Below are 13187 nucleotides of genomic sequence, written 5' to 3'. Positions count from 1 at the left end.
CGAGAAGTTCGCCTCCTGTCAGGTCGGGTTTCAGGCGGAATAACACCCCTGCGCGCGGGGTCTTGATGGGGGATGTCGGCAATGTTGCATACCGGCTGTTGATGCCGGCACTATTACCCGCAATCACGTACCACCAGCCGTCCGGTCCCTGCTGGACGGAGTGAACGTCGTGTTCGCCACCTGTTTTCAGTTTGAGGAAGTTGTCGGGAGGCCCATCTGCCCGATCGTCGGCGTTGGCGTCATCCAGACGCAGCAGTCCCCCGTCACCGACACAGACGAGTGACCGCCCGATGAAGTACATTCCCTGTGCGCCGCTGCGGGGAAGTTCAGAAAAGACTTTCGCCTCGTCCGCTTTTCCGTCGCCATCGTTGTCGATCAGGATCTTGATGAACCCGGCACCGGAAACAACGACTCGGCCCTTCGAGTCAATTGTCATAGAGTAAATATCGTGAGCCAGATCGTCCCCGGCGAATTCGGTCACTTCGAATCCGTCGGGGACTTTGACTCCGATGTCATCCGCGGACAGTGGGTAAACGATGGATAAACAAAAAAGCGCCATCAGCAGCCTGCCGAATGACGCTTTGTAAGACTCGAATTCAATCATTGAGGTTCCGTCTGGCTCAGTTGCCGCTGGATTTCGCGTCCGTATTCTTCTCGCGGATATCAAAGCAGAGTACGCAATTCTGTTCTCTGAGGTAGAGCTTCCCATCCAGAATCACGGGATGCGACCAACTCGGACGCTCGCCGCTGCCCGGTACCGTGAATGCACCGACTTCCTCATAGTCATTCGGGTCGGCTTTCGCCAGAGCCATCGTGCCGTTGGCATAGTGAAGGTACAGTCGACCATCGGCAGCGGCCATCGCGATCGAACCGCTGCCGGTTCCTCGCTTGCGCCATTGAACCTTGCCCGTCTTCAATTCGGCACAGAAGGGGATTCCAGAGTCTTCCGAGTCTCCATAGATGTAGTCACCAACCAGAACGACACCACCGTGCTTGTTCCCCAGTTCGGGCTTCAGAGGATAAATTTCTTTAATGTCGACTCCCCCGTTGCCATCGGGAATCTGCTGGAGCAGTGCGCCACCGCGCTTGTAACCGGCAACGGCGAACACCAGATCGTCCTTAACGATCGGAGTCGGAATGATGGCGGTGGTTTTTTCCATCGGATACGACCAGAGCAGTTTGCCATCGGTCGCGCGAACGCCAAGGGCGCCGCCCCCTGTGGTCTGAACGTAAACCCGGACACCGCCGATGTCTGTCTTAACGATCGATGCATGACCCGCTCCGCGGTCCCCTTCCCGGACGACCGACCAGATGGTATTGCCCGTCAGTTTGTCGAGTGCAACCATCGTGGCTTTCTCGCCGCCTGGTGTGCAGACGAGCTGATTACCATCAATTTCCACAGACTCGCTGTAACCCCAGATATCAGCTTTGACGCCGCCGAAATCCTTCTTCAAATCTTTACGCCAGATTTCTTTTCCGGTCTCAACGTTACAGCAGAAAAGTTCCCCGTCGGCGGTCAGTGCGTAAACACGGTCGGCGTCAACTGTGGGGGTGCTGCGGGAGCTCTGCCAGGTTGGCTGCCCGTTCTTCCAGGCCGAGCCGGCCTTGTTGACCCAGAGGCGTTTTCCATCCTTCAGGTCCAGGCAGATCAGGTATTCATCGGAATCTGAGACATCGGCGATGCTGTCACCCAGCAGGAAGATTCGACCATTGGAGATCGCCGGACTGGTGTAACCACGGCCCGATCCATCCGCCTTCCAGAGCAGCTTCGGTCCACCCGCAGGCCATTCCTGGAGCAAATCGTTCTCTTGCGAGAAGGCGGTTCGATCCGCACCACGGAACGTTGGCCAATCAGCCGCGATCAGACCCTGCTGAACTCCACCGGCAACGGCAAACAAGACCAGCGACAAAACCTGTCTTCGTGAAATCATTGGACGACCGCTCCTTGGGGGAAACCATAAAGCTCGACTCATGTCCGAGTTTAAATGCAGACTTTTCCATCGGCAAGGCGATGCCCAGAGCAAATCAGCCGGGACACGCTTCCGAGGGAAATTCTCATGAAGAACTCTGTCGGAATTCAGGTCACATTATGTTTCAGCGCCGCCGGTGCCACGGCATTTCCCTCGGCAACGGGGCCCAACGAACGGCTTCCTTCGGTCGCTTACGAAACCAGGCGGCGACGGGACCGATGCATCAGGGACGCTCAGCCTGGTGAGTCTTCATCGAGAAAGACGTCCCGGCGAGGCGAGTTCGTGCATCTCGCCGCTGAGCACGGAACGAATTAGGAGAGGGCGTGACCGCACCGAGACCCGGTTCCATGAGTACGGTGTCTCAGCGGATATCTATCAAGCCCCCTCTTCGTTCCACAATGCGATTGCCATCGTGGAAGCTTCTTCGGGCGTATGAATCTCAAGATTGAGCTGGGCGTCACGGATCCGTACGAGCACCGACTTGAAGCGAGGTCCCGGAAAAAGTCCCATTTTGATCAGGTCGTCCCCTGTGATGAGTGGCGGGGGATCGATGATCTCACTCGGTGTCTCTTCCAAAAAGCGGCGACAGAACGCAATCGGGTCGTCGCTGAGACCCTTCGCGATTCTGACGGCCGTCTCGAGGTTCAGCAGTTCTGCGGCGCCAGGATGAGCAAGGATTCGTTTCAGACTCGACAGGCTCAGTTCTGGAGCTTCATCCAGTGCCCCGTGATGTTGGGTTAGCCACCCGATTCTCGCGGATTCACCATTCGACAACTTCATCCGGCGACAGATCGACAGGACCGTTGACGTGGACGACAGCGGCAGCAGAAAGGCTGTGAGGGCGAGTTCGAATGAAGGCTGGTCTAAAAGAGCAAGCGATTGCAGCGTGTGCTTCCAGGTCTCCTGTCCTCGAAACTGACGTAGCTCTGGAAAGATGACCTGGATCAATCCGACGTCATCTGCCAGTTCGATTGCCCGTCTGCGGTGGACGTCGACCAGCATCCTTTTCATTTCCTGAGTGATCCGTTCGGCACTGACTACGGTCAGGTCCGCGGACATCTCACGGATGGCACTGGCCGTCGCCGTGTCCAGCGAAAAGCCCAGCGTCGCCGTGAACCGGATGGCCCGCAGCATCCGCAGCTTGTCTTCGCGAATCCTTTCATGGGGATCGCCGATTGCACGAACGATTTTTGCCGCGAGATCACTTTCCCCCCCTACATAGTCCAGCACTCGTTCGTCGACCGGGTCAAAGAACATGCCATTGATGCTGAAGTCGCGCCGATGCGCATCTTCCTGAGGTGTGGCGAACGTGACATGTTCGGGACGGCGACCATCCTGATAGGGACCCTCAGTCCGGAAGGTGGCGACTTCGACCGTGCCAACGTCAGCAGGTCCGATCACCATGATCACGCCGAAGCTGGCACCGACGGCAAGTGTGCGGCGATGTCCAAACAACTGGCGCACCTGCTCGGGCAAAGCGGTTGTCGCAACATCGTAATCTTTTGCTTCGCGGCCCAGCAGCGCATCGCGAACGCAGCCCCCGGCGAACAGCGCGGTATGACCCGCGTCGCGCAATCGGCGGACAATCTCGATCGCGAATTCACGTTGGGGCGATGGAGATCTCATTCCTTCAGTCTCATCCCGTCGAATGCCACTCACGTAAGACGAGAGCGGCAGGATTACTGTTTATTTTTTCGACTATCCATGACAGTCCTGCGACAACCGCCTACAGTTATGGGACAGACAGGTCCGATACAAGCGACCGGACTTTGTTCACGCTGAAAAATGATGGGGCGTCATCAGAAATTCAGATCGTGGCGGACCAGACGAACTCGTTGACCTGCATGATCTGGAAGTCAGTCTCCCGGGAAGAACATCTGCGATGTGGATCAAAGTGTGTGGAATTCGTGACCTGGAAACCGCACGAGCAGTCGCGGACCTGGGAATCGACGCCATCGGTCTTAACTTTTATTCCCGCTCTCCCCGCTCGGTTTCGATTGACGATGCCACGGCAATTTCGCAGGCCTTGCCGCAGGAGGTTGCACGCGTCGGTGTCTTCGTCAATCACTCGCTGGCTGAGATCACCTCAATCGCGACTGCGTGCCGCCTGGACCTGGTGCAGTTGCATGGAGACGAACGGGCATCCTTCCTCGTGGAACTGGCAAGGAAGCTCCCGGAAGTCAGGTTGGTCAGGGCGTGGAGAATGTCTGCGGACGGCTTGGGGGAACTGATCTCGCTGCTGGACGTATGCAGCCGCGAGCAGGTCAGACTTGCAGGCTGTCTGGTCGACGCGCACGTGACAGGTCTTTATGGCGGTTCGGGGAAGACTGTTCCCTGGCAACGTCTGGCGGACGAGTATTCACAGGAAGCGTTCCCACCTCTGATCCTTGCTGGTGGGCTCACCCCCGACAACATTGCTCAGGCCATCTCTGCGGTACGGCCCTGGGGCGTAGACGTTGCCAGTGGCGTCGAATCGGCGCCGGGTGTGAAAGACATCGAATTGGCAAAACGCTTCGTGACGAACGCTCGTGCAGCGGTTGCCGCAGGATAGATTCCCGGATTCTTACCCGACACCGAGTATGCAATCTCGAACCATGCGGCACGCGTTTGAGCTTCCGCAACGGACGACGAGACGGCGAGTCACGATAGAACTCGTCTGCAGCAGGGCTCACGGGCGGTCAGTCACTGGCTGAAGTCCGCTCCAAGTGCTGCATTGTGATCAGGTCACAACGAAAAAGGCCCGCAGGCGATGACTCGACTGCGGGCCTGAACACGTAGGACGTGTCGCCGACGATTTAGTACATATCGTCGTGGTCGCCGTGGCCACCAGCCTTCTTGTCAGCGTCCTTCGGCTTTTCAGCGATCAAGGCATCGCTGGTGAGCAGCAGGGTGGAAACGCTGGCAGCGTTCTGGAGAGCGCTACGGGTGACCTTGCAAGGATCGATGATACCGGCCTTGACCAGGTCTTCGTACTTGCCAGTCTGGGCGTTGTAGCCAAGACCTTCTTTGCTTTCGGCCACTTTTTCGCAGATCACAGTGCCGTCAACGCCGGCGTTGTTAGCGATCTGGGTCAGTGGTGCGCGGCAAGCGCGAACGATGATGTTGAAACCGGTGGTTTCGTCTTCGTTCAGTCCAGTTGGCTTCAGTTCGAGAGAAGCACGCAGGAGAGCAACCCCACCGCCTGGCAGAATTCCTTCTTCGACGGCGGCACGGGTTGCGTGCAGAGCGTCTTCCACGCGAGCCTTCTTTTCCTTCATTTCGCTTTCGGTTGCGGCACCGACGTTGAGCTGAGCCACACCACCGGAGAGCTTCGCGACGCGTTCTTCCAGCTTCTCACGATCGTAGTCGCTGGTGGAGTTGGCGAGTTCACGACGGATCTGTTCGATTCGTGCCTTGATGTCGGCCGACTTGCCTAGACCTTCGATGATCGTGGTGTTGTCTTTATCGATGACGATTCGCTTGGCGCGACCGAGGTCGGACAATTGAACGTTTTCGAGCTGGATACCCAGGTCTTCGAAGATGGCCTGACCACCAACCATGATTGCCAGGTCCTGCAGCATCGCCTTGCGACGATCGCCGTAACCAGGAGCCTTGACCGCAGCAACCTTGAAGGTGCCGCGGAGCTTGTTGAGCACGAGAGTCGTCAGGGCTTCGCCTTCGACTTCTTCAGCAACGATCAACAGTGGCTTGCCGCTGTTGACGACTTTCTCGAGCAGTGGAACCAGATCCTTGATGCTCGTGATCTTCTTTTCGTGGATCAGAACATAAGCGTCTTCGAGGACGCATTCCATCGAGGTTGGGTCGGTGACGAAGTAAGGCGACAGATAGCCGCGATCGAACTGCATCCCTTCGACGACTTCGTAGGTGGTGTTGAGCGACTTGCCTTCTTCGACGGTGATCACGCCGTCTTTACCAACCTGCTCCATGGCTTCGGCAAGAATGTTGCCGATTTCCGAGTCGCCATTGGCAGCAACGGTACCAACCTGAGCGATGGATTTCTTGTTTTTGCATTCGACGGCTGCGGCCTTCAACTTGGCGACGATCTGCTCGACAGCCTTGTCCATTCCGCGCTTCATGTCGATGGGATTGACACCGGCAACGACGGCCTTGAGGCCTTCGACGTACACGGCTTCGGCGAGAATGGTTGCCGTCGTCGTACCATCGCCTGCAGTGTCAGAGGTCTTGCTGGCAACTTCCCGTACCATCCGGGCACCCATATCTTCGAACTTGTCTTCGAGTTCGATTTCACGGGCGACGGTCACACCGTCCTTCGTCACGGTTGGAGAGCCAAAGCTCTTTTCGATGATGACGTTGCGACCACGAGGGCCCAAGGTCACTCGTACGGTGCGGGCGAGCTTCTGCACGCCGCGACGCATTGCTTCTTGCGCTTCCTGATCAAAGGCGATAATCTTGGCCATTCAGAGAGGCTCCTGGTTGAAAAATAGGGAAAAATCGGATCCGCCACTCGCGTCAAATCCGTATTGACGGGCGGGCGTCGACGCGGACCGAAAGTTTTTGTGGTCAAGTGATCAACCCGACGCACCCATGATTCTCTCACACAGGTGGCGTCCGGTTTCGATCATCAGCCGTAAATGGCGAGAATGTCGCTTTCGCGAAGCAGCAGGTAGGTCTCGTCACCGACCTTAAGTTCGTCCCCTGCATAGGAACTGAAGATCACGTGATCGCCAGGCTTAACCGTCAAAGCGATCTTCTGGCCATTGCTCTTAACGTGTCCTTCGCCGACTGCAACCACATCACCCCGTTGAGGTTTGTCTGTTGCCGAATCCGGGAGCACAATCCCGCCAGCGGTCTTCGTTTCCGCTTCGGCTCGCTTCAGAACCACTCGATCACCGAGGGGGACCAACTTAGGGTCGTTCGAGCCACTCTTCTTTGCCATCTCACCTTACTCCAGAATCGAAACGCGTTTGGACTTCCAACTCGGGACTCAGCCCACAGGCGACACCATTAGCCGGACGTCTGGCCAGCGAACGGCGCGCCAAACTTGTTGAGGATTATTAAGATCATAAAATATAAAGCTTTACAGCGGAACGATGTTTTTACGGCTCTGCCATGCTGGCCATAACTGAATACGGGGCGGGGCGAGTCTGCCAATCTGACAGCGAATTCTGAAGAAGGCTTAAAGTCCAGGGGACCCAGGACAGGCGGACCGTTCCTCAGTTGCGTCGGTCAAGCCACGGGTTTGAGTTTGAGAATCGAGGGGACTTTGCGGAGACACTTTGATAAGCTTTGATTGATGGTTGTTGGTCATCGGAATTGACGGGAATCCATTTGATGCGTTTGCAACTCTCTTTCATCGTCTACGCCGCCTGGCTGAGTTTCGTCACCGCTGCCCCACTGACGGCTGCGGAACCAGACTCCGTGAAGAAAATCGACTTCAATCGCGACATCAAGCCGATTCTTTCCAACGCCTGTTACCGCTGTCACGGCCCCGACCCGGACGAACGGAAAGGAGGAACGGACGGATTACGTTTCGATACTGCCGAGGGAGTTCTTGCGGATTTGGGTGGCTATGCCGCTGTCGTCCCCGGAAAACCGGAGGCGAGTGCGCTGATTCAGCGGATCACCACGACCGACCCTGATCAGGTCATGCCCCCTCGCGGGGCTGGCAAGCCGCTCACCCCGCACGAAGTGGACCTGCTGAAGACCTGGGTTGAGCAGGGAGCCAAATTCTCGCAGCACTGGTCCTATATCGTTCCGCAAAAACCTCCCCTTCCCACGGTCCGAGACGTCGGATGGGTGAAGAACGGAATTGATTACTTCATTCTGGCTCGCCTCGAAGCGGAAGGTCTGAAGCCAGCAGAAGAAGCGGACCGGTATGCGCTCATTCGCCGTGTGGCACTCGATCTGACCGGATTGCCCCCCACTGTCGAAGAAGTGAACGAGTTCATCAACGACGAAAGTTCGACTGCATACGAGAAAGTCGTCGATCGAATGCTGGCCAAGCCATCGTTCGGCGAGCACTGGGGACTCGCATGGCTCGATCTGGCCCGGTACGCGGATTCGGCCGGATACGCAGACGATCCCGCGCGGCGGATCTGGCTCTACCGCGATTACGTCGTGAAGTCGTTCAATGACAACAAGCCGTTTGACCAGTTTACGATCGAACAGATCGCGGGTGACCTGCTTCCCCATCCGACCGACGAACAGTTGATCGCGACGGCTTTCCATCGAAACACGATGACCAACAACGAAGGGGGAACCAACGACGAAGAATTCCGCAACGTCGCTGTGGTCGACCGGGTGAATACGACGATGGCAGTCTGGATGGGAACGACGATGGCTTGTGCCCAATGCCATACGCATAAATACGACCCCATCACGCAGGAAGAATACTTCCGGTTCTTCGCGTTCTTTAACAATACCGAAGATGCGGACCGTGGAGACGAATCACCGCTTCATGCTGTTTACACGGAAGATCAACTTCGTTTGCGTTCGGCGTGGCAGACAGAAGTTGCGCAGCTTGAACAGGTGCTGAAGACCGAAACCCCGGAACTGGCCGCGGCCCGTGCAAAGTGGGACGAAGCGTTTCCCAAAAGCGTCCACTGGAATTCCCTGATTCCCCGGCGGGTCCGATCGCAGGCGAATTCGGCTGCCATCACATCGGCAGAGGGTTCGATCAAAGTGGCGTCGGGTGCGACCAGTGACACCTACACAATCGAAATTCCTGCGACGGGCGAAGTCGTTCGAGCCCTGCGACTGGAAGCGTTACCGGACGAGAAACTGCCGGGGAACGGGCCGGGTCACAGCGGCGGCAACTTTGTTCTCTCGGGAGTAACCGCGGTGCTGGAACCTCCTGCTGGAATGCCAGCACGCGGCCGCTACGTGCGTGTGGAACTTCCGGGCGAGAAGTATCTGTCTCTGGCGGAAGTTCAGATTTATCACGGTTCCGAGAACATTGCTCTCAAGGGAGAAGCCAGTCAGATCAGCACCGCCTATGACGGAGAGGCCAAACGGGCCATCGACGGGAACACGAACGGGGACTATTTCGCGGCGCTATCGACGACGCACACGGGACCGGGAAAAGATCCCTGGTGGGAGGTCGATCTCAAGTCCGACCAGCCGATCGATCGGATCACACTGTGGAACCGCACTGATGGAGCGGGTGAGAGACTGTCCAATTTTCGGATTGTCGTCCTCGACGAGAAACGTGAGCCCGTCTGGAAGCGTGACGTGGCACCGCAACCCAATCCCAGCAGCGAATTTGCCGTCGATGGCAACCGGCCGATCGAGTTCGAAGCTACTGTGGCGGACTATTCTCAGCCCGGCTTCGATGCCGCGTTCGTGCTCAACAACAAGGATCCCAAATCGAAAGGCTGGGCCGTAGGCGGGGCAACCGGTCAGCCACACAGCCTCACGTTGTTCAGCCGGCAACCGGTGCAGCTACCGTCTGGTTGGACGCTGAAAGTGACGATCGAGCATGCTTCCCAGTTTGATCATCACAACCTGGGGCATTTCCGACTCTCGGTGACGAAGGACGAAGGGGTCAACCAGTGGGCGCGGACACCCGCTGCGGTGATCGCCGCGCTGAAGGTCGCACCTTCCAGTCGCAGTACTGCCGAGCAGGATCTCGTGACACAGCACTTCCTGACGATCGCTCCGGAGCTGTCGGCGACTCGACAGCAGATCGCGCAACTGCAGAAATCACTGGCAGACCTGAAGCCCGAGACTGTTCCTGTCATGAAGGAACTCACTGCGAATCGACGAGTGACCAAACTGCAGTACAGAGGGAACTTCGAGGATCTTGGTCCCGAAGTGACGGAGGGGATTCCCGCCGCACTGGGGACCTTACCTGCCGGTGAACCCGTAAATCGGCTGACGCTGGCAAAGTGGCTGGTCGACCCGAAGAATCCTTTGACGGCGCGCGTGATTGCGAACCGCTACTGGGAACAACTGTTCGGGATCGGGATCGTATCGACCAGCGAAGAGTTCGGTTCGCAGGGGGACCTCCCCTTCCATCCTGAACTGCTCGACTGGCTCGCCTGCGAACTGACCGGACAGTCTGAAGCGACGGCCACCGCCGCGGGTCTCAAGACCCAGCAACCCTGGGATACGAAAGCGTTTTTGAAGACGCTCGTCATGTCGGCGGCCTACCGTCAGTCCTCCAGAACAACGCCTGAGCTTCAGCAGCGTGACCCCGACAATCGCCTGATTGCTCATGGGCCTCGTTTCCGTCTCTCTGCCGAGACTCTGCGAGATCAAGCGCTGTTCGTCAGCGGACTGCTCAGCCGCAAAATGGCGGGTCCACCCGTCAAGCCGCCCCAACCGAGTCTGGGGCTGAGCGCCGCGTTCGGCAGCAGCACGGACTGGCAGACGAGTCCCGGCGAAGACAAATACCGGCGTGGAATTTACACCACGTGGCGGCGATCCAATCCGTACCCCTCGATGGCGACATTCGATGCGCCCAACCGCGAAGTCTGTACGGTGCGTCGTGTGCGAACAAACACCCCATTGCAGGCGCTCGTGTCACTGAATGATCCCGTCAACGTCGAAGCAGCGCAAGCGCTTGCGCGCCGCATCGTGCAAGACGGTGGTCATTCAGTGGCCGATCGCGCGACGTATGGTTTCCGTCGAGTTTTGATTCGGCCTCCCCATCCCGTTGAACTCCAGCGGCTGGTCGATCTCTATGAGCAGTCGCTGAAACGGTTCGAGCAAAGTCTGGAAGAAGCGACACAACTCGCGACGGATCCACTAGGCCCTGCCCCGGAAGGGACTCGGATTCCCGAACTGGCGGCCTGGTCCGTCGTCGGGAATGTCCTGCTGAACCTGGATGAAACAGTCATGAAGCGGTAGCGCTTGTTCCGGCACTGCTCTGGTAAACTCAGATATCCGAATTTGTTCCATTGAGGCGACGATCCATGAATCTTCAAGAGAAGCAGCTTCAGCTCAAGACGCGGCGACAGTTTTTGAAAGAGACTCAGTTGGGGGTCGGGTCACTGGCACTCTCATCCCTGCTGGGATCTTCGTCATCCGGGGCAACATCGTCGGTGGTGAACCCGTTGGCACCCAAGGCGCCTCATTTCCCGGCCAAGGCGAAGCGGGTGATTTACCTGCACCTGACGGGTTCGCCCCCTCATCTGGATCTTTACGACTACAAGCCCGAACTCGTACGCCTCAGCGGACAAGATGCTCCGGAATCGTTCATCAAAGGGAAGCGGTTCGCCTTCACGACGGGGACGCCCAAACTGCTGGGGACTCCGCGAACCTTTAAGCAATATGGTGAAGGTGGCGTCTGGCTGTCTGATGCACTGCCAAACTTGCAGACTGTTGCCGACGATGTTTGTGTGATTAAGTCGATGTTCACCGAGCAATTCAATCATGCTCCTGCGGAACTGCTGCTCTACACGGGATCCGCGCGACCCGGTCGCCCCTCGATGGGGGCCTGGGCCACCTATGGTTTGGGGACCGAGAACGAAAACCTGCCCGGCTTCGTCGTGTTGATCTCCAGTGGAGTCCAGCCGAACGGTGGTAAGAACTCCTATGGGAGTGGATTTCTGCCGTCCGTCTATCAGGGAGTTCAGTGCCGTTCAAAAGGGGATCCCGTGCTGTTTGCTTCGGATCCGGCAGGGATGTCGCGAAGCCTGCGTCGAGAGACCCTCGATGCACTGCACGACTTGAACGAACTGCAGGCCGCGGAACTGGGGCACCCGGAAACGCTGACCCGAATCGCCCAGTACGAACTGGCGTTCCGGATGCAGATGTCCGTTCCTGAAGTAATGGATATCTCCAAAGAGACCAAGCAGACCCTCGACGAATATGGGGCTCAGCCCGGTGAAGCGAGCTTCGCCAACAACTGCCTGTTGGCGCGTCGCTTGTGCGAACAGGGGGTCCGTTTCGTGCAGCTCTTCGACTGGGGCTGGGATTTCCATGGTACCGGACCGGGCGAAGGGTTGACTGACGGTTTGACTCGGAAATGTGCGACCATGGACAAGCCTGTCGCCGCGCTCATCAAGGACTTGAAGCAGCGCGGCATGCTGAAAGACACGCTGATTATTTGCGGCGGTGAGTTCGGACGAACTCCCTTCCGCGAAGGGCGGACTGCCGCGAGCGCCACCCTGGGCCGCGATCACTACCCTGACTGCTATTCCATGTGGATGGCGGGAGGCGGGGTTAAAGGAGGATTCTCTTACGGTGAGTCTGACGAACTGGGCTTTTCAATCGCCCGGGATAAGGTTCACATCCATGACCTGCAGGCCACGATCATGCACCTGCTTGGTTTCGACCACACGCAACTGACGTATCGATTCCAGGGACGGGACTACCGTCTGACCGATGTCCACGGTGAAGTGGTGAAAGCGGTCCTCGCCTAGGAATGTGGATCGAGAAGGACTTCCTATCGCGACGGGGACGCGTCCGAACAGCGAGACAGGAAGTGATTGAGATCGGATGGTGAGTCGGGGCGGTGTCCGCGTCCCTTCGTCGGATATCCGCCCGACCGATCCTGCGCCCTGCCGAATCAACACGAAGTCCCGGGAACGACTCGGACTGTTCTATCGGCGATGGGATCTCATTTTTGCGCTGATCCGCGTCAGTACCGCGTTGGCTCGTTGTTCCGCGTCGCGTCCTGCGCGAGAGATATTTGCTTGAGCGGAGGTCAGGACGTTCTGGACTGTTTTCTGGTAGGATTCAAACTCGTGCACGGTCTGCGACAGTCCCGGGAACGGTTGGCGGGGAACCGCGTACTTCCGGTAAATCTCCTCGAATTTGTAACGTTGTCCCGCACCACTCGTCGTGCCGACGTCGATTTCCTTCACCGATCGGGAGAGTGTCGCGATCGAGTCTCTGAGCCAGCGCCGGGCATCGGTCCAGGCCTGAATGTCCTTGCTGTCACAGATCCGTCGCTCATCGGAATTCAGATCGCGGTTGAGTGAATTCAGACGCGACAAATTGGAAGCAAGGTCTTTACGAATCGAACTGATTCTCATTTCCATCTGTTGAATTGTCTGCCAGGTAGATTCGATGGCAGCCAGTAATCTCTGATCGAAATCCGACGTCGTTCCCTGAGCTGAATAGTGGGGTTGATAGACGGGCGCGGAGGGAACACTGGCCGCAGTGGGGATCGGTTCGATCCAGACTGACACCTCAAGATTGACGCCAGCGGGCGGAGCGGGAAGAGGGTGATCGAGTAACGGCGAGGTCCCCCCTGCTCCGTCGTATGAGATGCCATTGACGATCCACCCCAGAATCCGTTCCTGGTCG

General features: G+C 57.6%; 10 protein-coding genes. 4 read left to right on the top strand and 6 right to left on the bottom strand.

The window, feature by feature from the left end:
- Positions 1-604: DUF7133 domain-containing protein (locus VGE80_RS00630; RefSeq protein ID WP_440591306.1), on the bottom strand; the 604-nt coding region annotated here is incomplete at its 3' end.
- A 16-nt stretch (positions 605-620) separates the two neighbouring features.
- A complete protein-coding gene (locus VGE80_RS00625; protein ID WP_440591305.1) occupies positions 621-1931 on the bottom strand; it encodes a PQQ-binding-like beta-propeller repeat protein in 1311 nt (436 codons plus the stop codon).
- 126 nt (positions 1932-2057) lie between these two features.
- Here VGE80_RS00625 and VGE80_RS00620 point away from each other — a divergent pair, with 126 nt between their 5' ends.
- Entirely contained in the window at positions 2058-2285 is a 228-nt protein-coding gene (locus VGE80_RS00620) for a hypothetical protein (protein ID WP_373652613.1), read from the top strand.
- Between the two features lie 60 nt (positions 2286-2345).
- On the opposite strand, the gene VGE80_RS00615 is transcribed toward VGE80_RS00620, so the two are convergent.
- Positions 2346-3596, bottom strand: a complete 1251-nt coding sequence (locus VGE80_RS00615; protein ID WP_440591304.1) for a CCA tRNA nucleotidyltransferase — start codon at positions 3594-3596, stop codon at positions 2346-2348.
- Positions 3597-3852: 256 nt separating this feature from the next.
- Here VGE80_RS00615 and VGE80_RS00610 point away from each other — a divergent pair, with 256 nt between their 5' ends.
- Positions 3853-4521 (top strand): phosphoribosylanthranilate isomerase, encoded by a 669-nt coding sequence (locus VGE80_RS00610; protein WP_440591303.1) that lies wholly within the window; start codon positions 3853-3855, stop codon positions 4519-4521.
- 244 nt (positions 4522-4765) lie between these two features.
- Here VGE80_RS00610 and groL read toward each other — a convergent pair whose 3' ends face one another.
- Positions 4766-6388 (bottom strand): chaperonin GroEL, encoded by a 1623-nt coding sequence (gene groL / locus VGE80_RS00605; RefSeq protein WP_440591302.1) that lies wholly within the window; start codon positions 6386-6388, stop codon positions 4766-4768.
- Between the two features lie 164 nt (positions 6389-6552).
- Positions 6553-6867 carry a co-chaperone GroES gene (gene groES, locus VGE80_RS00600; RefSeq protein ID WP_440591301.1) on the bottom strand — a complete coding sequence of 105 codons (315 nt, stop codon included), beginning with the start codon at positions 6865-6867 and terminating at the stop codon, positions 6553-6555.
- 395 nt (positions 6868-7262) lie between these two features.
- Here groES and VGE80_RS00595 point away from each other — a divergent pair, with 395 nt between their 5' ends.
- Both VGE80_RS00595 and VGE80_RS00590 read left to right on the top strand, forming a co-directional pair.
- Complete coding sequence (locus VGE80_RS00595; RefSeq protein ID WP_440591300.1) at positions 7263-10781, top strand: DUF1553 domain-containing protein; 3519 nt, start codon at positions 7263-7265, stop codon at positions 10779-10781.
- Between the two features lie 65 nt (positions 10782-10846).
- Positions 10847-12298 (top strand): DUF1501 domain-containing protein, encoded by a 1452-nt coding sequence (locus tag VGE80_RS00590; RefSeq protein ID WP_373652607.1) that lies wholly within the window; start codon positions 10847-10849, stop codon positions 12296-12298.
- Positions 12299-12478: 180 nt separating this feature from the next.
- Here VGE80_RS00590 and VGE80_RS00585 read toward each other — a convergent pair.
- On the bottom strand, positions 12479-13187 hold a 709-nt coding region (locus VGE80_RS00585), incomplete at its 5' end, for a hypothetical protein (protein ID WP_440591299.1).

Origin of the sequence: Schlesneria sp., assembly GCF_036405755.1 — a bacterium.
Lineage (GTDB): Bacteria > Planctomycetota > Planctomycetia > Planctomycetales > Planctomycetaceae > Schlesneria > Schlesneria sphaerica.
Note: the sequence above shows the minus strand (reverse complement) of the source record. Positions and strands in the feature narration are given on the sequence as shown.